Raw genomic sequence first — 22,700 nt, forward strand, 5'->3', positions numbered from 1 at the left:
GCCGTACACCCGGCGGGCAGAGCCGCGCCGGAGGCCCCTGTCTGCCCTGCCGATGAGGGGAAATGATGCGTGACGGACAGGATTGTTGCGCCAGGCGGGATATCCGCCGGGCATTCACGGGTGGTTGTCCCGGGGTCATCGGCAAGATGCTGAGAAATGGCCTCTATTTCGCCAAGATCGTCGAAATAACATTGCGCGATCTATGTAGGTGACGGTATTGCGTTTTTGCGGAAACGCCGGGTTTTCAACCATGTCAAGAGGCTCGTCGCTGAAGGCGCCTCCAAGAAAAGTCAAAAATCGACGGGACAGGCAACATGCAGCTGAACAGCGCCGAAATCATCGACATCTACCGGAAAAGCCTCAGCAGGGGCGAAAACGGTGTCGGCTGGGATGCGCAGCTTTATGCCGACGCCGCGACCGGTGATGCCCAGACGGCGGCGAATTCCATCGTCGCCTCGGCGCTGCTGCTGGCCACCGATTTCACCGCGCAGGGCGATCTTGGCATTTCCGCCGGCTCGCTCACCCAGATCGTGCAGACCCTGCGCGCCAATGCCGCCCAGATCTCGGTCTTCGAGAACCTCACCGACACGCAGCTCGCGGCCAATGCCGACGATTTTGCCCGCGTCATGGTGGCGGAGTTCGACCGGCTGGCGGTGGAAAACCCCGCGAGCTTCGGCCATCTCGCCGGCTTCGACGCGGAGGTCTGGACCGCGCGCTACCAGGAGCTGTTTACCCAGTACAAGGCCGACATGGGCGACTACAAGGCGCTCTTCACCGGCGCCGCCACCGAGGCCGAGGCGGTACGCGCCGGCATCGGCATCGCCTCGACCGCGATTTCGGCCATCGGCTTCTTCGCACCGCCCCCGGCCAGCATCGCGCTCTCGGTGGCCAATGCCGGCCTGACCATCGCCGGCGCCATCTATGCCGCCCAGGATCCCAACGTCAGCGATGAGGCCATCGCGCTTCTGGTGGGTCGCGCGGCGATGTCGGTGATCTCCTTCGGGATGACCGACTTCATGATCGACACGATGTTCCCGGCCGTGAACATCCTGTTTGCCGAAGCGCAGCGCACCGCCGATCCCTTCGATTGGTCGACGCTCGGGATCAGCAACCTGATCGACCTGTTCACCACCGACGACAGCGAGCGCTGGGACGACCGCTACGCCGTCTTCCAGCAGCAAATGCCGGATGTGGTGGCCAGCGTTCAGGCCTCGATGAACCGCATCGCCAGCAGCGTGGTCAGCAATTTCGTGCATCCGGGCAATTCGGCGGTCTTCGTCGAGATGGACATGACGCTGTTCCCGGACCTGTCCTTCGACCAGCAGACGAAACGCCTCGGCTTCGTGATGGACGATCAGGTCGGCATCTTCGGCCTCAGCGTCTCGACCGCGCCGATCGTCGGCTGGCGGGCCCCCACCAACGGCCAGCAGCTTGACGATTTCCGCCCCTACCTGACTTTCACCTCGCCGCAATGGCACGACCTCGGCACCTCCGAGATGGCCGACACCCTGCGCACCCAGGGCGGCACCTATCTGATGCTGACCGACGGGGTCGAGGACTGGCTGAACAAGCAGGACCTCTACAAGTCGGGGCAGGGCATCCACCCCACCATCATCGGCGGCGGCGACACCTCCGACACCATCGTCACCACCGCCACCCGCCACGTGCGCGCCGAGGGCGGCGATGACTACGTCGCGATCACCCAGCTGGTCGACGCCGCCTACTACGACAGCGCCTCGCACGACCGCGGCACGCCGCTGGTCTTTGACGGGGGCAGCGGCCATGACGTGCTCGACCTCTCCGGGGTGACGCCCTACACGGAGACCGGCACCGCCTACAACGGGCTGCGCCAGATCAAGGGCAAGCTCACTGTCACGCATGACAGCATCACCGCCACCGATGCCTGGTACAGCTACGACGGCGCCGGCAATATCAACGGCACCGTGATCCACACCTGGCAGGCGGCCACCTACAGCAATTTCGAGGAGCTGGTCCTCGGCAAGGTGATCTCCTACGACGCGCGCGGCTACACCGGCTCCGACGGCGTCAAGGTGACCTTCCGCGACGCCACCGATACCGAGCTGCGCGCCACCGTCGACGGCTCTGCCGGGGGCGATACCTTCGTGGTCGACAGCGACCGCAACTACACCGTGGCCTTAAGCGCCATGCAGTTCCTTGACGAGCCGATCACGGTGCGCGGGCACAACGGTGATGACTACATCGCCGGCGAACTGGTCGCGAGCGCGATTTATGACGGCGGATCCGGGCTCGATACATTCCAGGTCCTTGGACCGTCGGATGCCATCGCCGGCTGGAGCTTTTCCTTCTCGCTCGACCTCGAGGCGCAGACCGGCAGCGCCACTGCGACCTTTACCGCCAACGGCGTCACCCAGTCGCATACCGAGACCGGCATCAGCGTCACGGGGTTCGAATGGGCCGGCGGCAGCGCCTACAACGATACATTGAAGGCGCTGTCGACCGGTTCGATGCTGGCCGGCAATGGCGGCAACGACCTGCTGGTCGGGCGCGGCGGCAATGACCAGCTGTTCGGCGGCACCGGCAATGACACGCTGGAAGGCGGCGCGGGCCACGACAAGCTCGACGGCGGCGCCGGCAACGACAGGCTCATCGGGGGTGCGGGCCGCAACGTGCTGGCCGGCGGCGCGGGCGATGACACGCTGATTGCGGGCGACGAGGGCGACTACCTCGAGGGCGGCGAGGGGCAGGACAGCCTCCTCGGCGGCGCCGGCGACGACGAGATCGCCGGCGGGGCGGGCAATGACACGCTCCTGGGCGGGGGCGGCAACGACACGCTGGACGGGGGCGAAGGCGACAACCGCATCGAGGGCGGCAGCGGCAACAGCACGGTCACCGCCGGCAGCGGCAACAACACCGTGGTCCTGACCGAGGGCGACAATGTGGTCTCGCTCGGCTGGGGCGCCAACAGCGTCAGCGATGGCGGCGGCGCCAGCCGCATCAGCCTCGGTCGCGGCAGCGTCAGCGCCGGCGACGGCAACGACACCATCACCGGCGGCACCACGGTCGATGCCGGGGCCGGCGATGACGAGATCGCCTTCCAGGCATCCGTCATTCCGATGTCCTTCGCAGGCGGCAGCGGCACCGACCATGTCACCGTCACCGGCTGGTCGCTGAGCACCTACGCCACCGTCTACGTGGATCTGCGCTACATCCAGGAGCTGGATTTCACCTCTGGCAATTTCGAGGAAATCTCGACGCTCCGCGGCACGCTGAACGACGTCAATCGCCGTGCAGATGGCACCTACTACATCCGCGACGACGACTTCGGTACGATCACCGGCGTCGAGCATTTCACCTTCACCGACCTCAATGAGCGGATCGAGCTGTTCGGCGACGCCCATGCCGACCACATGGGCTATATCACCGGGCGGGGGATCTCGCTCGACAACTGGGTCGATGCGGGCGGCGGCGATGACAACGTCAACGCCGGCTGGGGCGATGACACGATCATCGGCGGGCTTGGCAATGATACCATCGACGGCTCGGACGGGGTCGATGTGGTGGATTACTCGCACCTCGGGTCCGAGTATTTCATCTCCGACGCGATCCGTGGCGATTTTGGCCGCTATACCGTGGTGGTCTCCAATGCGAGCGGCGTGGTCTTCACCGATACGCTCTACAATGTCGAAAGCGTGCTCGACGTGGGCGGGTCCGAGCTGGACTTCAACCGTGGCGACGATCTGCTCAACGACATCACCATCTACAACTCGACCGAGCGTCTCTCGGGCGGGTTTGGCAATGACACCCTGAATTCCAAATGGGGCAACGACACGCTCGACGGCGGTGCGGGCGATGACGTGCTCAACGCGCAGGAATACCTGCGCGGCGACGCGGTTCTGATCGGCGGCGAGGGCAATGACACGCTCACGGCGGGGGGCGGCAACAGCTGGCACCGCGGCGGGCTTGGCAATGACGTCATCTGGGACGGCGGCGGGCAGAACACAGTCGAGGGCGGCGAGGGCGACGACAGCATCGCCACCGGCGGCGGAAACGATCTGATCGACGGCGGCACGGGCAATGACACCATCAGCGCCGGGGCGGGCAATGACACCGTCGACGGCGGTGCGGGTGCTGATGTCATCGACGGCTGGGAAGGCGACGACCTGATCCGCGGCGGCGCCGGGGCCGATACGCTGAACGGCGGGGACGGCGGTGATACACTCGACGGCGGCAGCGAGGCGGATCTGATCGACGGCGGTACCGGCGATGACGTGCTCATCGGCGGCGCGGGGGACGACACGCTCACCGGCGGCACCGGCCGCGACAGCTTCCGCTTCGGCACAGCCGATGGCACCACCAGCATCACCGATCTCGAATGGTCGGAAACGCTGGTCTTTGTGACCCCGGACGCCTCGGTGACCGGCAACCCGTTGATCAGCCAGGTCAATGGCGTGGCCACCGTCACCTTTGGCAGCACCACCGTAACGGCATCCCTGCCGGGGGCGACGGTCTTTACCGTCGTGCAGGTGAATGACGCCACGGGCACCACCTTCACCATCACCGCGCATGAGGCGGGCACCCGCATCATGGCCGACACCGGCTATGCCTATGACGGCTACAGCACCACTGTCGACGTGCTGGCCAATGACTATGCCGAGCCGGGCGTGACCCTGACCCTCGTCGGCTTCGACAGCGCCACGGCCAAGGGCGGCACCGTCACCCTGAACCCGGATGGCACGCTGGAATATGACACCGGCAGCGTCTTCAACCGGCTCGGCGGTGGCATCTATGACACCGACACCTTCACCTATCAGGTCAGCAACGGCACCGAGACCTTCACCGAGACGGTGACGGTGACCATCCGCGGCACCAACCAGACACCCACTGCGGTCGAAGATGCGGTGACGCTGGACGAGGATACGTCGCTCAGCATCGACGTGCTGGCCAACGACATCGACCCCGACAGCAGCGACAGCCTCAGCATCACCGCGCTCACCGACGCGGCGCATGGTTCGGTGGCGGTGGTCGACGGGCGGATCACCTACACGCCGGACGCCAACTGGTTCGGCGACGACACATTCACGTACACGATGACCGACGGCAATTCGACGGAGCAGACGGCGACCGTCAACGTCACCGTTGCAGCCGTCGGCGATGTACCGATGGCGGGCGACGACACGCTACACGTCAGGTCGAGCGAGGCCGGCCAGACGCTGAGCATCGACGTGCTGGCCAATGACATCAATGTCGATCTCGATGCGCTCGCCATCACCGGCGTCACCCAGGGCAGCTACGGCTCGGTTGCCATCGTCGATGGCCGGGTCACCTACACCGCGCAGGACGTGACGGCGGGTGGCAGCGACAGCTTCACCTATACCGTGACCAATGCCGCCGGTCTCAGCGATACCGCCACGGTCAGCGTGACGCTCGACCCCTGGCTGGCACCGACCGTGGCCGACGATGCGATCACCGTGACCAAGTTCATGGGCTACGGGGCGCTGGTCCTCGACCTCCTGGGCAATGACACCGACCCGGACGGCCAGAGCCTGACCATCACTGCGATCACCCAGCCGGACAGCGGCGTGGTGACGCTCAATGCCGATGGCAGCGTCAGCTTCGACCCGGTGGACGATCTGGTGACGCAGGTGAGCTTCAGCTACACCGTCACCAACCAGATCGGCCTCAGCTCCACCGCCAATGTGACCGTCGACGTGCAGGGCAACAACGCCCCAACGGCCGCACTCTCGGCCATCGCGGGTGTCGAGGACACCGTTCTGCTGCTCTCGGTCAACGCCATCGCGCGGGACGTGGACGGCGATCTTCTGCGGCTGCTCGGCGTCGATGCCGCAGGCACCGAGGGCACCGTGGTCGAGATGGTCGACGACCAGACCCTGCGCCTGACGCCGGGGGCGAATTTCAACGGCAGCGAGAGCTTCGGCTTTTCCGTGACCGACGGGCTGGAGACGGTCAATCTCAGCTTCGATGTCATCTGGGCCTCGGTCTGGGATGCGCCGGTGCCGGTCAACACGGTGGTCTACATCACCCCGGACAGCGCGGGCGTGACGTTCAACCCGCTGCTGGATGACATCTATATCGACGATCCGCGCCCCGCATCGAGCAGCAACACAGTCTACATGCTCGGGCATGAGATCAGCCAGCCGGGCAATGGCAGCGTGGTCTGGCCCAACTATCACAGCACGACCCTGGACTGGTACAACGGCGATCCCGAAGCTTCCAACTCCGTCACCTATACGCCGAATGCCGGCTTCCGCGGGGTCGACAGCTTCACCTATACCTCGGTGATCCGCAACGACTTCGCGCTGCCCTACCTGCTGCAGACCCAGACCGTCTATGTGGTGGTGGACGAGAACCTGCCGGTGCTGGTCGATGACGCGCTCAGCATTGTCGAGGACCTCTCCGGCAGCATCGACCTGCTCGCCAACGACAGCGACATCGACGGCGACCCGCTGGTGCTGACCCATATCAACGGCATTGCCGTGAGCGAGGGGTCGGTGGTCGACCTCGGCGCGGCGGGCAGGCTGACGGTGGGGGCGGGCGGCACCGTCACCTATCAGGGCGGCGCCGATTTCAACGGCACCACCGATGTCACCTATACCGTCAACAACGTGTTCGAGGCGACCCTGGCCCTGACCGCGACCGTCGGCAACGACGCACCGCTGGCGCTGGCCGATCTTGCCACCACCGCCGAGGATACGCCCGTCACCCTCGACGTGCTGGCCAATGACAGCGATCCCGAGAGCGACGTGCTGAGTGTCACCGACGTGGGTCAGGGCAGCAACGGCAGCGTGGTGCTCAATGCCGACGGCACGGTTACCTACACGCCGGACGCCAACTTCTTCGGCACCGACAGCTTCACCTATACGATCAGCGATGGCGCGTTCACCGATACCGCCACCGCAACGGTCACGGTGACGCCGGTCAATGACGGCATCACCTGGGCCATCAACCGCTGGGGCCCGAATACCGAAGAGGGCAATTCGGTCTCCATCGACCTTTCGACGCTGGCGACCGACATCGACGGCGATGTGCTGACCTTCGAGAAGGTGCGGGAAATCTGGTACGTCGAGAACGATGTCGCCATCCCGCAGCTGGAGCAATATTCCTCGATCGAGGGCAACCTGCTCACCATCACCGCGCCCTCGCTCTGGAGCGGGTCTTTCTACACCCTGGTCCGGGCCACCGACGGCAATGGCGCGACGTCCGAGAACTGGGTGTCGATCGCGGTCTACGACTACGAGGACGTGCCGGTGGCCGTGGACGATGTGGCCGAAGTCCTCGCCGGTCAGAGCGTCGACATCGACGTGATCGCCAATGACAGCGACCGCGATCTCTCGGCGGAGATCATCGCCCGGCTGCCCTTCGCCATCGGCGTGCAGTCGCTGACCGCGCCGGACATGGGCAGCGCCAGCAAGGTGGTGAACCCCGACGGCTCCAGCTTCATCCGCTTTGACGCCAATGATCCGGCCTTCGCGGCGCTGAAGCCGGGGGAGACGATGCAGGTGAGCTTCACCTATGTCACCCGCTCCGACAACACGCGCGAGAAGACCTGGCTCGACAGCTATTCCAACTCGGCGACGGTGACGGTGACGGTCGTGGGGATCGACGATCCGCTGACCGCGACAGCCGGGCATTTCGCCCTGGGCGAGGGGGACGCGGCCGCCACTTTCACGCTGGATGCCCTTGATCCCGACAATGCGCTGAGCTTCAGCTTCGACCTCGCCGGCCTGCGCGGCACCGTCGTCAACAATGGCGACGGCAGCTTCAGCTACGATCCCGGCACCGCCTTCGAGAGCCTCAAGGCCGGCGAACAGGCGGTCGACACCTTCCTCTATACCGTCACCAACGGCACCGAGACGCTGACGCGCACCGTCGATATCACCGTGACCGGCATCAACGACGCCCCGGTGACGGTGGAGGTCAGCTCGCAAGGGGAGGAAGATCAGCCGCTGTTGATCGACATCCTCGGTACGGCCAGCGATATCGACGGCGACGCGCTGGCGCTGGTCTCGCTCGACGGGCAGGCGCTCCGTCCGGGGCAGACGGTGGAGACGGCGGCCGGCAGCTTCACGCTTGCGCCGGGGGGGCATCTCTATCTGGTGCCGGCGGCCAATGTCTCCGGCAGCTTCAGCTTTGCCTACGGTCTCAGCGATGGCACGGTGACGGTGACGAACACGCTGCAGGTGACGCTGGCGCCCGTGAACGATCCAGCCGTGGTCAGCGGCGACCTCGTGGCGCGGATGAGCGAGGACGACACCGGCGTCTCGGGTCAGATCCATGTGGCGGATATCGACAGCCCGGCGGCGCTGAACGCCGGCACCCTGACCGGCCAATACGGCAGCCTCGATCTGGGCGCGGACGGGCAGTGGAGCTACATCCGGAGCGTGGCGCTCGATTATCTGGCAGAGGGCGAGAGCCTTACCGAGCGCTTTGCCCTCAGCACCGCCGACGGCACCGCCGTGGTGCTGGAGATCGAGATCCTCGGCGCGGTCGAGCACCTCGATCTGGTCGGCACCGCGGCGGACGAGACGCTGATCGGCGGGCCGGGCAATGACACGCTGACCGGGCTCGGCGGCGATGACACGCTGGTCGGCGGCGAGGGGAGCGATCTTGTGCGCTATCTCGGCGCCAGCGACGGGTTCGAGTTCCGCTTCGCCCCTGACGGCAGCGGGCTCATCGTCACCGACATCGATCCGCTCGACGGGATGGACGAAGGCCGCGATCTGATCGCGGTCGGCACCGAGGCGCTGATTTTCGGCGACGGTGTGACGGGCGAAATCGACTGGGCGCCGGGGCGGGCGCCGCGACTGGTGCTGAGCCTTGATGGCGAGATCCGGGAGGTGATCGTCGACCGGCCCAGCGGCCTCGACGTCACGCGCACCTTCGAGAACGGGGTGCTGGTGGGCGAGACCGTGAGCGACACTGGCAGCGCGCCATGGGCCAATCTCGAGCGGCTCTTCACTGCAGACGGGCAGGTGGCGCAGGTCGCAATCGTCATGGACGACGGCAGCACCCTGCTGAAGGAAAACAGCTTTACCGACGGGGTGCTGACCGGGCAGCTGCAGACCGATGGCAGCGGCGCAACCTCGGGCAAGGCGTGGAGCACGCGCGAGCTGAGCTTTGATGCCGAGGGCCATATGGTGAGCATGGCCATGACTTTCGACGATGGCACCACGCGGTTGCATGAGAACACCTTCAGCAACGGTGTCCGGGTGGCCACACTCATCACCGATGGCGAGGGCACGGCCGGTTCTCTCCCCTGGAGCAGCCGCAGCATGACCTTCGATGCCGACGGCCACTGGACCGGTCTCGAGACCGTTTTCGATGACGGCACCACCATGCAGATCTCTCGCACTTACGTCGACGGCCAGCTGGCGAGAGAGCTGCAAGTCGATGGTATCGGCAACCAGAGCAGCAAGGCCTGGAGCACGCGCGAGTTCTTCTATGATGGCACCGGCGTGATGACGCAGAGCATCATCCTGCGCGACGATGGCGACCAGGTGACGCAGGTCTTCGAGAACGGGCTGCTGGCCAGCCGGCTGATCGAGGACCTGGACAATGACCAGGCCTTCACCAGCCGCCTGATCACCTTCGCTCCCGATGGTTCGGTGCTTGGCTCCGAGGTGGTCTGGGATGTGATCGGCTGAGCCTTCGGAGAAGTCCCGGCGCGGCCCCCGCAGGGGCCGCGCTCAACCTTCGGCGCGCAACGCGTCACATCGGTCGCTGGGCAGCTCCCGCTGCGGACGGCCGGCGCACCTCGATGCCCGGAGTTCTGACAGAGTCGTGGCCGCGGCGATGATCCGACCCCAGCGAGTGATCCCGGTTGAATGCTGATGCATGGGCAGGGTTCGACCTGGCGGGATGACGACCTCGGGCGCCGGCACCCGAAATCCGAGAGCACTCTGCGGCCGGTCCATGTTGTCGTGCTTGCGCCGTCTTTCGATGAGGATTTGCGCCTTCCTCAGCGAGTTGAAGACTTCGCAATAGGCGTTCTCCCAAGGTGACCCCGGCTCGATGTCGGCGGTCTTTGCTCCCACCGATGCGATCCGGACGCGGACCTGCTGCGCGACGAACTCGGGACCATTGTCGGATCTCGTGTACCGCGACGGGCGGTGCTGGATGACGAGATCGCTCAGGGCATCCAGGACATCGGTGGAGTTCAGCGGCCTGTCGACACGGATCGATATTGGCAACCCCAAGGATTGCGGCATGATCGCATCGGAGCAAGACCTCGAGCATTTTACCGCACGCGGAATACGCTCGACCGGCGGCAGCGCCATGCCGCTGGCGCTATGATACAAGGCACAGTCCGCCATGGTGCGGGAGGGTCTGCTCAACTCGCTCCCGAACGCCCCGTTGCCTGGGGAGCAGCGCATCCGCCCGAGCAGCGTAGCCCGTGTCACCAAGCCACACGCCTCAGCGCAGCGTGAGCGCGAGGACCATGCTGATGGTGACGAAGGATGCCACGGTCATCAGGAACAGGGCCAGCGAGGCGGATCGTTCCTCGCCTTGCGCTGCGCCTCGACCTTCCGCCGCCCCGGAAATACCCCGCGAGGATCAGCACGCGCGGGACCATGACCAGGTTCTCGACGATCATGTCGAGGGCGAGCGCCGTCTAGGCCACCTCCGGCAGGGCCATCAGCAGCACGGAATAGCCCACGAACCCGCTTTTGGCGCAGGACATGCCCATCGCGCCGAAGGTGCTCGCCAGTGGCGTCTCGCCCGCCACGCGCCGGGACCAGAGGTCGCCCGGTGCGAAGACCGGCAGCGAGCCGAAAAGCACGGCGCCGAGATAGCCGAAGTCGGCGATCTCGCCGAGCGGATGGGACGAGACGGCGCGGAAGATCAGCGCCGGAGGCGCGAGGTTCACCACGACCTTGCCGAGCGCGGCGGTATCGACCGCGGTGAAGACGCCGCGGCGCAGCGCGGCGAACCCCGTGCCGATGAGTAGGAAGATCACGCCGGTGATCGAGAGAATATCAACCCTGCCGTCCCACCACCGCGCCCCGGTTCGCCCCCGAGCGCGAGGGTTCCTTATGGACCCGGCCCGCCGGGGGCCAGCCCGAATCCGAGGCTACGGGGCAGGCCCGGGGCCGGATCAGCGGACCCCGACAGGTTTCGTGAAGAGGATCCACTCGCTCGCGTCGACGGCCCAGTCGCCCTTGACCACCGGGCGGCGGGCGATCTCCCGGTACCCCTTCGCCGCGTAGAGGCGCAGCGCCTCCTCGTGCGAATCCTCGGCGATCAGGCTGATGCTGTCGTGCCCCGCGGCGGCGGCGATGGTCTCGGCATGGGCGAGGAGCGCGCTGCCGAGGCCCTTGCCGCGAAATTCCTCGTAGGTGGCAAGGACGTTGAGGTACCACGAGCCGGGCGCCAGCGCCTCGAGCTCGAGCAGCGGCACGAAGATCGGCGGCGTGTCCGGGTCGATCGGGCCGGGCTCGGTCTCGGCGGCATAGCCGAGCAGGCAGGCCCCGACGGCGCCCTCCACCTCGGCGAGCCAGGCATTGCGATAGGAGAAGTTCCCCGTCTCGCGCGCCGCGCGCTCCTCTCCGTAGGCCCAGGGATCGCCCTCGGGGCCCACGGATTTTCGCCAGAAATGCAGCGGCAGGTCGTCCGCCGCCATGTTGATGAAGCGCACAAGATGCGCGGCATCCGATGCCTCGGCCCTGCGGATGTCCATGCTCGTTCCCCGTTCCAGATCGCGCCCGTCGCGCGCGCAAGTCATGGGCGATTTCGCGGTCGCTCGCCAGCCTCTTCGGTGATTGCGCACCCGCGCCCTTCGTCCGGCTTGCGCGGCGCCCACGGGCCGCCTACCAAGTGCGTGACCCAACGAGGCGCCTTGCGAGGACAGACATGAGCACCACGGTTTTCCGCTTTCCCGAACCGGGCCCCGAGCCCATCACCACCGATCTCGAGGGCTGGGTGAAGACCGAGGGGGAGCCCACCATGCGCTACTGGGTGCAGCACAGCTCGCTCGACGGCAGCATGATCTCGGGCACCTGGGAGGCGACGACCGGCACCTGGCACGCGACCTACCAGTTCTACGAGTTCGTCCACCTGATCGAGGGCCGCATCACCATCACCCCCGACGGCGGCGCGCCGGTGACGCTGACCCCCGGCGACGCCTTCGTCGTCGAGCCGAGCTTCCGCGGCACCTGGACCATCGAGGAACCGGTGCGCAAGCACTTCGCCATCAAGCTGAAATAGCCACGGACCCTGCCGCGGTGGCCCGCCCGGCCCCCTGACCGGGGCCGGGGGCGGCGCCGCGGCGGCCCCTCCCGGGATACGCCCATGACGACCGCCGACCTGACGACCGCCGACCTGATCCTGACCAATGCCCGCGTCCTGACCATGGACCCGGATCATCCGCGGGCCGAGGCCGTGGCGCTTTCCGGCGACCGCATCCTCGCCGTGGGCAGCGCCGCGGAGATCGCCGCGCTCGCCGGGCCGGACACGCGGATCCTCGACGCGGGCGGGCGCACGGTGCTGCCCGGCTTCTTCGAGGGGCACCTGCACGTCGGGCTCGGCGGCGCCGACCTCACGCACCTGCACATCGGCCATCTGCACGGGGCCGAGGCGGTCGGCGCGGCCTTCCGCGGCTTTGCCGGGGCGAACCCGGACATGCCGCTGCTCATGGCGCAGGAGGCGCATTACGGCATCCTCGACAAACCCGCGACGCGCCACGACCTCGACGCGATGATCGCCGATCGGCCCATCGCGATGATGTCGCCCGACCTGCACACGGTCTGGGCCAATACCGCCGCGCTCGAGGCCGCGGGGCTGCTGCACGGCGCCGAGATGCCGCATGGCCACGAGGTGGTCATGGGCGCGGACGGGCTCGCCACCGGCGAGTTGCGCGAGTTCGAGGCCTTCGGCCCGGTGATCGCCTTTGCCGGGGAGGGGCGCATCAACCTCGGCATCGCCACCGGCGAGGAACCCGACCCTCGGCCCGGCGCGGCCGAGCGCGCCGCCGACAAGGCGCTCCTGCTGAAGGGCATGCTGCACTGCGCCGCCCATGGCGTGACCAGCCTCGTCAACATGGACGGCAACCGTTACACGCTCGAGCTGCTCGCCGAGATGCAGGCCGAGGGCGCGCTGCCGCTGCGGGTCAAGGTGCCGTTCCACTTCAAGCCGCACATGGATCTGGACGCGCTCGAGCGCGCCTCGGCCATGGCGGAGGATTTTGGCGATGACTGGATCAGCTCCGGCTTCGTCAAGATGTTCATGGACGGGGTGATCGACAGCCGGACGGCCTACATGCTGCGGGATTACCCCGACCAGCCCGGCCACCGCTCCGAGCCGCTCTTCGCGCCGGAGCGCTTCGCCGAGATCGCCACCGAGATCGACCGGCGCGGCCTGCAGATCGCGGTCCATGCCATCGGCGACGGCGCGGTGCGGGCGGTGATCGACGGCTACGAGGCGGCCCGCGCCGCCAACGGGTCGCGCGACAGCCGCCACCGCATCGAGCATATCGAGTTGATCGACCCGGCCGACATTCCCCGGCTCGGCGCGTTTGGCATCACCGCCAGCCTGCAGCCGCCGCACGCGCCGGGGGCGATGGACTTCCCGCTGCAGCCGACGCTGTCGCGGATCGGCGCGGCGCGCCTTGCCGATGCCTTCAACTGGCGCAGCCTTGCCGAGGCGGGCGCGCCCATCGCCTTCTCGAGCGACTGGCCGGTGGCCGACGTCTCGGTGCTGCGCGGCATCGCGGCGGCCCTGACGCGCGCGCCCTTCGAGGGGGCCCGCGACGAGCGGCTCTCGCTGGCCGAGACGCTGCACGCCTACACGGCCGGCGGCGCCTGGGCCGCGCATCGCGACCACGTGACGGGGACGCTGCGCCCCGGGCTCGCCGCCGACCTCGTGATGCTGGGCGGCGACATCGAGGCGACCGAGCCCGCGCGGATCGCCGACCTCGGCGTGGTCCTGACGATCTGCGGCGGCCGCGTCATCCACGATGCGGAGGCCGGGGCCGGAACCGCCGCCGCGTCCTAGGCGCCGGATCCTTCCTGCAGGCCGGCCAGTACCCGCAGCGCCGCATCGCAGTGCTCCTCGGGCACGAAGACATGGTCGTGGTGACAGGCCGCGACCATGTTGCAGGGGATGCCCTGCGCCGCGAGCGCGCCCGACACCGCCGCCGTGAGCCCGACGCCCTCGAGCGAGGAATAGACGTTGAGCGTGATGCAGCACATCGGAACGATCTGCGGAACGGCCTGCGCCGGGCGATCCGCCAGAACCCGCTCCACGATCTCCAGCGGCAGGATCAGCGACAGCCCCTCGCGCTCGCGGAAGAGGCACAGCGCGTCCCGGATAAGCGCCTCGCCGAGGGCGGGGTCTTCGGTGCTGAAATAGGCGAAGCGCCCGGGCCTTTTCTCGGGCGACATGCCGGCAATCATCTCGGAGGCGGAGGCAACGACTTTCGGCATGGGGTCTCCTCGGGCGGCGTCACGTTGCGATGTGCTGATCTTCAGCGGAGCGGGCGCCACGCAGGGGCGTCCGCAGGCAGACCGAACCTTGGCAGCATCGGCCCCGGAAACAAGCGCCTCGATGCAACCGGTCCGCCGTCTGGCCCTCGGAAGCGCCACGGAACCCTGTCGCACCGGCGCTCCGCCGGGCGGCGATCATGTAAGCCAGAGTTTACCGCTTCGATCTTCATGCCTCGCGCCGCAGCCCCGCGATTCCGCCGGCAACAAACCGCCGAGCCTTTCGAAAAGGCAGTCCGGGCGCGTGATTTCCGTTCCAGATGACGTAGTTATGCCAAGAATGCCTGCTCAATGGGCAAGGATGAAAGCTGACCCAGCGGCCTGCTTCCAGGGTCGACCGCAAGGAGACAAGACATGCTGAAGTTTCTGAAAATTGGCGTTTCCACGCTTGTTCTGTCCACCTTCGTCGTGGCCCCGGTGGTCATGGTCGTGACCGCCGATCACGCCTACGCGAAGAATGATGGCAACAACGGCAATGGCGGCGGCAACGGCGGCGGCAAGAGCAGCAGCAGCGATCGCGGCAACGGCGGCGGCAACGGCATGTCGGCCTCGGCGCGGGACAATGCCGGGCAGGGCGGCAAGAGCCTCGGCCAGGGCATCAAGGGCGATGTCGCCAGCCTCGGGCGCAGCCTCAAGGCCGGGATCGGCGGCATCTTCGGCGAGCCGGCGAAGGGCAACTCCGCGACACGCCGCGCGACCGAGACGGGCGTCCGGGCGACCGGGACCGGCAGCCGCCGCGTCTCGCGCGCGCCCACCGAAGAGGCGCCGGTGACCTCGGTCCGTCCGCCCGAGCAGGTCGCCTCGCGGCTGAAGGGTCCGATGCATCCCAGCAACCTCGGCAAGCTCAACGGCGCGCTCAACTCCAGCCCGCGGGCGAAGGAGGCGCATATCGCCAACGGCAACTATGGCATCGGGGCAGGGCCTGTGGGGCTCGCGGCGGCGCTCGCCGTGGCCGATTACGACCTTGACCGGGCGCTGGCCTCGCGCGACGCGATCGTTGCGGCAGAGGACACGCTGGCGCTGGCCGAGGCCTTCGACCTCGTGGCGAACCGGCCCACCGAGGCAGAGATCGCCGACGCGCAGGACGTGCTCGCCGATCCCGAGGCGACCGACGAAGCGAAGGCGCTGGCGCAGGAGGTGCTCGACTACCCCGACACGAGCGCCGCGGAGGCGGTGATCGACGGGCAGGAGCAGCCCACCGAGGCCGAGCTGGCCGCGGCGCGCGAGGTGATCGACGCGGGCGTGACCACCGGGCCGGATTACGACACCGCCGCGCTGTCGGTGCTCGAGATCGAGGACGCGATCCTGTCGGGCACGGGCAGTGAGCTGACCGGGGAGGAGGCGGGCGCGCTTCTCGACGCCATCCGCGCCTCCAACCCGGACCCCGAGACCGTCGGCGCGGCGCTCGAACGCCAGGCGGCGCGGGGGACCGGGATCGGGGGCGAGGTCGAGCCCGAGGACGAGCTCGTGCCGGACGAGACCGAGGCGCCGGTGGTGATCATCGTCGACGACGCCGAGGCGCCCGCCCCCGACGAGGCCTCCGACGAGGACACCGTCGCCGGGCTCTGACCGGCACGGCGGCACCCCGGAGGCGTTGCCCTCGGAGAGACCAGCAAGGGCGCCCACCGGCGCCCTTTCTTTTTGCGCCGGTCGGTTTCCAATTGGGTTGGAATTTGGATCGTGTTTCGTTTTGGCTTTTAACGACCCTGCGCGTCGAATTGGCAGCCGCGCACCGGGCCCTGCCGGAATTGAATGGAGATTTGCGTCTCGACTGGAATGTGCAAACATCCCGGTATCTTGGCCTTCGCGCGCAGCGCGCTATTTGGGGATGCGGCAGATTTCCAGAATTTATGTTCCGACCACAGGGTCCGAAGACTGGCGGCAATTCCTCGCGGATCCCGCGACGCAATGGCGACGCGGCTATTCCGCGATGGCCGCGGCTCTTTCCTGGGAGGCGGCCGGCGGCGCATTGCCCGGCGAGATTTCAATGCTCCTTGGCGGCAATGCCGAACTCCTCCTCGCCCTGCCGGAACACAAGGTCTCCCTGCCCGGCGGGGGGCGCGCGAGCCAGTGCGATGTCTTCGCGCTGGTCAGGGCTTCGGGGGAGACCGTCGCGCTCGCGGTCGAGGCCAAGGTCGACGAGCCCTTCGGCCCGACGGTCGGCGCGTGGCTGGACGGGGCGAGCGCGGGCAGGCTCGGGCGGATGGCGTTCCTCTGCGAGTTGCTCGGCCTCGAAAATCCGCCGCCTGACCGGCTCCGCTACCAGCTGCTGCACCGGACCGCGGCGGCGGTCGTCGAGGCAGGGCGCTTCAAGACCGACCGGGCGGCGATGATCGTCCAGTCCTTCTCGCCCGAGCGCCGCTGGTTCGAGGATTTCGCCGCCTTCTGCGAGGCGCTGGGGCAGCCCGTGGACCCGTCCGGGGCCGCGCGCGTCACCCTTCCGTCGGGACTGCCGCTCCTGCTGGGCTGGGCGAGCGGATCGGAAGCCTTTCTCTAGCGCCTGCATCGCCGGGCAGAGCGGCTCCCCGTCCCGCGGGCCGCCGCCTCAGCCGTCGCGGTCCGGCGTCGCGAGGTCGTTGATCAGCAGCAGCTCTGCGGTGATGCAGATCCGGTTCTCGTGCGGCCGCAGCACGCCGCTCATCGGCGCCCCGTCGAAGCCGACAGAGGCGGCGTTGAGGATGACGCTGTCTCCGGTCAGCCGCCCGCAGCGCAGCAGCACCTCGGTGGCGTAGCTCTCGAGCCAGCCGGCCTCGAAGCTGGTGTTGACGAGGCTGCCGATGCCCTCGATCCGCGCCCGGCCCAGCGTCTCGCCCGCCGCCACCAGCAGCGCGTGCGGATCCTCGTTCGGGCGCAGCGTGCAGAGAAGGGCGGGATGGCCCTCCGCCTCGATGCCGCAGGGCACCGGGGTGAAGAGATCGAAGCCGGTCTCGGGATCGGGCCGCACCTCGAGCGCGGCGCCCGTGAGGCCCCAGCCGGTGGCGACGGTCTCTTCCGCCAGCACCGAGTCCGGGGCCAGCAGGTGACCCATGCGCAGCGGCTCCTCCCCGGCGGACCAGAGCCCGTGGCAGTGCAGGAAGGGCGCGCCGTTCTTCGTGCCGAGATGCAGTCCGGCCTCGGAAAGCCGGGCGTGCTGCAGCCGGTGCGTCGCGCTGTACCAGGCGGCGCGCCCGTCGCCGGGGGCGGGGGCGGGGATGACGTAGTCGAGCCGCTCGAACGCCGCCCCCGCGAGCCGCAGGTAGCCGGCGCTGAACCCCGCCTCGGCAAAGCCCTGCACCACCGCCTGCTCGAAGCTGACGCCCGCCGCCAGCCGCAGCTGCACCGGCGCGGCGCGGCAGGGCCGGGCGGCAAAGCGCGCCTCGGCGCGCGGGCCGGGATGGCCGAGGCGCTGGATCGGGCTCATCGCGCGGCGCTCTTTTCCGGCGCCTGCGGCACCGGCAGGTCGCCGCGCGCCAGAAGCTGCTCGCGGATCATCTTCTTGGTGATCTTGCCATAGGCGCTCTTCGGCATCTCGTCCCAGAAGACCACGTGGCGGGGCATCTTGTAGCGGGCGATCTTCGGCCCCAGCCAGTCGAGCAGCGCCTCGGGGGCCACGCCCCGGCCGCGTGCGACGCAGACGGCGACGCCGATCTCGCCCCAGACCGGGTCGGGCATACCGAGCACCGCGACCTCCGAGACCTCGGGGTGCAGCAGGATCTTCTCCTCGATCTCGCGAGGGTAGATGTTGGACCCGCCCGAGATGTACATGTCCGAGGCGCGGCCCGTCAGGTAGACGAAGCCCTCGGCATCCATGTGGCCCAGATCGCCGGTCAGGAACCAGCCGTTCCGGAAGCTCTTGGCATTGGCCTCGGGGTTGTCGAAGTACCCGGCAAAGACGGCGGGGCCGATGACGGCGATCTCGCCGGTCCCGCCCGGCGCGACCTCGCGGCCCTCGGCGTCCTGGATCTGCACCTGCATCCCTGTGCGGGCAAAGCCGCAGGAGCCGATGCGCATCGCGGCATCGTCCGCCGAGTGATGCGCGGGCGGCAGCACGGTGATGTTGCCGGTGACCTCGCCAAGGCCGAAATACTGCACCAGCTTCGGCCCCAGCACCTGAAGCGCGCGCACCTGGTCGGCGCGGTACATCGGCGCGCCCGCGTAGATCATGTAACGCAGGCTCGAATGGTCGTGCTGGTGGACGGACGGGTGCTCGACCAGCAGCTTGACGATGGTCGGCACGGTGAAGAGGTTGCTGACCTTCCACTTCGCCACCAGCCCCCAGATCTCGTCGGGGTCGAACTTGGCGCCAGCGGGCAGGATCGTCTTCACCCCGTGCGCCACCTGCGCCAGCTGGTGGATGCCCGCGCCGTGCGAGAGGGGCGCCACGACGATCGAGGCGTCCTCGGGCCCGGTGCCGGGCATCAGGTCGCAGAGGTGGTTGGTCACGACAAAGGCCATCTGGCCGTGCGTCAGCACCGCCGCCTTGGGCCGCCCGGTGGTGCCGGAGGTGAAGAAGAACCAGCAGGGATCGTCGCGGTGCACCTCGGCGGCGGCCGGGCGCTGTCCGAAGTGCTCGGCCACCAGCGCCTCGTAGCTCTCGCCCAGCCCTTCGCCGATGCCGACGGTGAAGCCGAGCCCGTCGCAGGCCGCCGCGTGTTCGGGGAACTCGGTGCCGCAGAGCATGCCCTTGGCCTGCGAGCTCTGCGCGAGGAAGGCGATGTCCTCGGGCGACTGGCGGAAGTTGGCGGGCACCCAGACCGCGCCGATGCGCCAGCAGGCGAACATCGCCTCGAACATCTGGTTGTTGTTGGCCGACTGCACCAGCAGCCGGTCGCCCTTCTTCAGCCCGTACTTGCCGGAAAGCGCGGCGGCAAACGCGGCGGAGCGCGCCTCCATCTCTTCCCAGCTCCAGGTCTGCGCGCCCCAGACGAAACCCACGTCCCGCGGATGCCGCCGGGCGCTTTCGGTCAGGAAGTTCGCGAGGTTCATCACCCGCGTCGAGGCGGGGGGCAGGCCCCCCGAGAGGTCGATGGTCATTTCACCCGCTCCAGGATCGACACGTAGTTGGTCACCGCCGCGCCGCCCATGTTGAAGACGCCGGCGATCTCGGCGCCGGGGATCTGCATCTCGCCCGCCTCGTTCGCCAGCTGCATCGCCGCCATGACGTGCAGCGACACGCCCGTGGCGCCGATCGGGTGGCCCTTGGACTTCAGCCCGCCCGAGGCGTTGACCGGCAGCTTGCCGTCCCTGGCGGTGATGCCCTCGCGGATCACCCGCCCGCCCTGGCCGCGCTCGGCAAGGCCCATGGCCTCGTATTCCAGCATCTCGGCGATGGTGAAGCAGTCGTGGGTCTCGACCAGCGAGAGGTCATCGAGGGTCAGTCCCGAGGTCTCGAAGGCCTGCGCCCAGGCCCGGCGGGCGCCGGCGAATTCCAGCACGTCGCGGCGCGACAGGGCCATGATCTCGTTGACGTGGCTGCGCGCGCGGAAGGCGATGGCGCGCTGCATCCCGGCGGCGGTCTCGGCATCCGCCAGCACCAGCACCGCCGCCCCGTCCGAGACCAGCGAGCAGTCGGTGCGGCGCAGCGGCCCCGCGACGATCGGGTTCCTGTCCGACACGGTGTTGCAGAAGGCGGTGCCGAAATCCTTGCGCATGTGCGCAAGCGGGTTGGCCATGCCGTTCGAATGGTTCTTCGCGGCGATCATCGCAAGCTCTTCGCTCTTGTCGCCGTAGCGCTGGAAGTAGCTGCCGGCGATCTGGCCGAAGAGCCCGGCGAAGCCGCCGCTGATCCCCGCCTCTTCCTTGCAGTAGCTGGCACCCAGAAGGATGTCGCCGACCTCCACCGTGGGCGTCGCGGTCATCTTCTCGGCCCCGACGACCAGCGCGATGCGGCCGCGCCCGGCGGCGATGAAGTCCATCGCGCCGTGCAGCGCGGCGGAGCCGGTGGCGCAGGCGTTCTCGTAGCGCGTGGCGGGGGTATGGGCGAAACGCTCATCCCCCATGGCAACCAGCGCGCCCTGGAAATCCTGCTGCGAGAAGCCGTTGTTGAACACGCCGACGAAGATCCCGTCGACGTCCTCGGCGCTGATCCCGGCGTGCTCGAGCGCCTCGGCCACGGCGGCGGCCATCAGGCTCTCGGTGTCGGGATGCTCGGACTTGCCGAAGGGCGTGTGGCCCCAGCCGACGATCTGTGGGTCTTGCATGATGTCCTCCTCAAATGCGGGTCCGCGCGGCGTAGAGCTGCGCGAGGGTTGTCTCGATGGTGCGCGCCGCGTCGCGGAGCTGCGCGACCAGCTCCTCGCGGCGCGGCTGCTGCATGCGGCTTTCGATGGCGGCGAGCGAGAGCGCGCCCACCAGCGCGCCGTCGGGGCGGCGCAGCGCGACGCCGAGGCCCCAGGAATCGGGGATCACCAGCCCGGGGTTCAGCGCGTAGCCGCTCGCCCGGGTCTGCGCGACGCGGGTGCGAATCTCCTCGGGCTGCAGCATCGGGTAGTCCTGCGCCAGCCGCCCGGCATTGGCGTCGAGCGCGGCATCGACCTCGGCATCGGGCAGGGCCGCGAGCATCGCAAGCGAGCCCGCACCTACGCCGAGAGGGTGCAGCCGCCCGGTCATCAGCGCGTAGGTGCGGATCGGGTAGGTGCCCTCCTCGCGGTGCAGGCAGAGCGCCGAGAAACCGCGCCGCACCGACAGGAAGGCGGCGTCGCCGGTGGTCTGCGCCAGCCGCGCCAGCGTCTCGTAGGACAGCTCCAGCAGCCCGTGCCGATGCGCCGCGAAGGTCCCGAGAATGTAGGATTCTTCGCCGAGGAAGTAGCGCCGGGTCGCGGCGTTCTGCTCGACCATGCCGTTGCGGATCAGCGCCAGCATCAGGCGGCGCACGGTGGGCTTGTTGAGCCCCGATTCCGCCACCAGCTCGCCGAGGCTCGCGCCCTCCAGCGGGCGGCGTCCGACCATGCCGAGAAGCGCCAGCGCGCGGTCCACGCTCTGGCTTCCGGCGAGGGTACCGGGGCTGCTGTCTGACTTGGGGTGTTCCATAATATGGACCATGTAGGTCCGTCTCCTCCCACGAGACTTCGAAAAGTTGCTGTGCAATATTTTGTTCCTTTCGGAATATTGCAAGTTCTTCTTGTCCGTGGCAATGAAACTGTTCCATGATGTGGATCGTCGTGCGGGGCAGGGAGGTCGCGCAGGGCGGGGCCGACGGCGGCCCGAGACTCCTGGGAGGACAGAATGACTTTCGCGAAACTGGGCACCACCGCCCTCGCAACCGTGCTCGCGGGCGCGCTGATGGTCGGCGCAGCCGCCGCCGAGACCCTGCGCCTGTCGCACAACACCGGCGACACCACCACCTGGCAGAAGGGCGCCGACAAGTTCGCCGAGCTGCTCGCCGAGGCGACCGGCGGTGACATCACCGTGCGCGTCTTCCCGAACGCGCAGCTCGCCGGCGGCGACCAGATGCGCCAGGCCGAGATGGTCGGCCGCGGCGCGCTCGATCTCGTGGTGACCTCGGCGATCAACGTGACCCCGCTGGTGCCCGAGATGGCGGCCTTCTCGCTGCCCTATCTCTATGCCGACTACGACCAGGTTGACGCGACCACCCAGGGCGAGCCCGGCGCCAAGCTGGCCGAGATCCTCAAGGGCAAGGGCATCGTCGTGCTCGCCTGGGGCGAGAACGGCTTCCGCGAGGTGACCAACAACACCCGCCCGATCCACGGCCCGGACGACATGAAGGGCCTCAACATGCGCGTCGCCGGCCCGATGTACATCGACGTGATGAACGCGCTCGGCGCCAACCCGCAGCAGATGCAATGGGGCGAGACGATGACCGCGCTGCAGCAGGGCGTGGTCGACGGCCAGGAGAACCCGATCGGCGCGGTGATCATCCCGCAGCAGGTCTACGAGGTGCAGAAGTACCTGACGACGTGGCATTATTCCTACGACCCGATCTTCATCGGCATCAGCCAGAAGAAATGGGACAGCTACGACGCCGAGACCCAGGCCAAGCTGAAGACCGCCGCCGAGGAGGCGATGACCTACCAGCGCGAGATCAGCCGCGAGGCCACCGCGACGGGCATCGACTTCCTGCGCGAGAAGGGCATGGAGGTCTACGAGCCCTCCGCCGAGGAGCTGGCCGCCTTCAAGGCCGCGACCCAGCCCGCCTTCGACGCCTGGGCCGAGAAGGTCGGCCCCGAGCTGGTGCAGAGCTTCCAGTCGGCGATCAACGGCAACTGATCCGAACCTTCCAAGGCG

13 protein-coding genes and 1 pseudogene are annotated in these 22,700 nt (G+C 68.1%); 6 read left to right on the forward strand and 8 right to left on the reverse strand.

What is annotated here, in order from left to right:
• The first annotated feature begins 314 nt into the window (after positions 1 to 314).
• A complete protein-coding gene (locus PVT71_RS10190) occupies positions 315 to 9,644 on the forward strand; it encodes an Ig-like domain-containing protein (protein WP_353471673.1) in 9,330 nt (3,109 codons plus the stop codon).
• A 216-nt stretch (positions 9,645 to 9,860) separates the two neighbouring features.
• Here the strand turns inward: PVT71_RS10190 and PVT71_RS10195 are convergent.
• From PVT71_RS10195 to PVT71_RS10205, 3 genes and pseudogenes are all read right to left on the reverse strand, one after another.
• Positions 9,861 to 10,184 (reverse strand): annotated as a pseudogene (locus tag PVT71_RS10195) (IS3 family transposase); the annotation flags it as partial.
• 428 nt (positions 10,185 to 10,612) lie between these two features.
• Positions 10,613 to 10,957, reverse strand: a complete 345-nt coding sequence (locus tag PVT71_RS10200) for a hypothetical protein (RefSeq protein WP_353471674.1) — start codon at positions 10,955 to 10,957, stop codon at positions 10,613 to 10,615.
• Between the two features lie 138 nt (positions 10,958 to 11,095).
• Complete coding sequence (locus tag PVT71_RS10205) at positions 11,096 to 11,677, reverse strand: GNAT family N-acetyltransferase (RefSeq protein ID WP_353471675.1); 582 nt, start codon at positions 11,675 to 11,677, stop codon at positions 11,096 to 11,098.
• 173 nt (positions 11,678 to 11,850) lie between these two features.
• Between PVT71_RS10205 and PVT71_RS10210 the strand changes: the two genes are divergently transcribed.
• Together PVT71_RS10210 and PVT71_RS10215 are read left to right on the forward strand one after the other, a co-directional pair.
• Positions 11,851 to 12,204 (forward strand): cupin domain-containing protein, encoded by a 354-nt coding sequence (locus PVT71_RS10210; RefSeq protein WP_353471676.1) that lies wholly within the window; start codon positions 11,851 to 11,853, stop codon positions 12,202 to 12,204.
• 84 nt (positions 12,205 to 12,288) lie between these two features.
• Positions 12,289 to 13,989, forward strand: coding sequence for an amidohydrolase (locus PVT71_RS10215; protein ID WP_353471677.1), 1,701 nt, complete (start codon positions 12,289 to 12,291; stop codon positions 13,987 to 13,989).
• Here the strand turns inward: PVT71_RS10215 and PVT71_RS10220 are convergent.
• Positions 13,986 to 14,420, reverse strand: coding sequence for an ACT domain-containing protein (locus PVT71_RS10220; protein ID WP_353471678.1), 435 nt, complete (start codon positions 14,418 to 14,420; stop codon positions 13,986 to 13,988). The genes PVT71_RS10215 and PVT71_RS10220 overlap by 4 nt on opposite strands.
• Positions 14,421 to 14,831: 411 nt before the next feature.
• Between PVT71_RS10220 and PVT71_RS10225 the strand changes: the two genes are divergently transcribed.
• Both PVT71_RS10225 and PVT71_RS10230 read left to right on the forward strand, forming a co-directional pair.
• On the forward strand, positions 14,832 to 16,046 hold the full coding sequence (locus PVT71_RS10225; protein ID WP_353471679.1) for a hypothetical protein: 1,215 nt from the start codon (positions 14,832 to 14,834) through the stop codon (positions 16,044 to 16,046).
• 259 nt (positions 16,047 to 16,305) lie between these two features.
• Positions 16,306 to 16,974, forward strand: a complete 669-nt coding sequence (locus tag PVT71_RS10230; RefSeq protein WP_353471680.1) for a hypothetical protein — start codon at positions 16,306 to 16,308, stop codon at positions 16,972 to 16,974.
• Positions 16,975 to 17,022: 48 nt separating this feature from the next.
• Here PVT71_RS10230 and PVT71_RS10235 read toward each other — a convergent pair whose 3' ends face one another.
• The 4 genes from PVT71_RS10235 to PVT71_RS10250 are packed head-to-tail and all read right to left on the reverse strand — an operon-like array spanning position 17,023 to position 21,497.
• Positions 17,023 to 17,877, reverse strand: a complete 855-nt coding sequence (locus PVT71_RS10235; protein ID WP_353471681.1) for a hypothetical protein — start codon at positions 17,875 to 17,877, stop codon at positions 17,023 to 17,025.
• On the reverse strand, positions 17,874 to 19,490 hold the full coding sequence (locus PVT71_RS10240; protein WP_353471682.1) for an acyl-CoA synthetase: 1,617 nt from the start codon (positions 19,488 to 19,490) through the stop codon (positions 17,874 to 17,876). The genes PVT71_RS10235 and PVT71_RS10240 overlap by 4 nt, the downstream gene beginning before the upstream one ends.
• Positions 19,487 to 20,656, reverse strand: a complete 1,170-nt coding sequence (locus PVT71_RS10245; protein WP_353471683.1) for an acetyl-CoA acetyltransferase — start codon at positions 20,654 to 20,656, stop codon at positions 19,487 to 19,489. Before PVT71_RS10245 ends, PVT71_RS10240 begins: the two co-directional genes overlap by 4 nt.
• 10 nt (positions 20,657 to 20,666) lie before the next feature.
• Entirely contained in the window at positions 20,667 to 21,497 is an 831-nt protein-coding gene (locus PVT71_RS10250) for an IclR family transcriptional regulator (RefSeq protein ID WP_353471684.1), read from the reverse strand.
• Positions 21,498 to 21,680: 183 nt separating this feature from the next.
• Here PVT71_RS10250 and PVT71_RS10255 point away from each other — a divergent pair, with 183 nt between their 5' ends.
• Entirely contained in the window at positions 21,681 to 22,682 is a 1,002-nt protein-coding gene (locus PVT71_RS10255; RefSeq protein WP_353471685.1) for a DctP family TRAP transporter solute-binding subunit, read from the forward strand.
• Positions 22,683 to 22,700 lie beyond the last annotated feature (18 nt).

It is taken from the genome of Salipiger sp. H15 (assembly GCF_040409955.1).
Taxonomy (GTDB): domain Bacteria; phylum Pseudomonadota; class Alphaproteobacteria; order Rhodobacterales; family Rhodobacteraceae; genus Salipiger.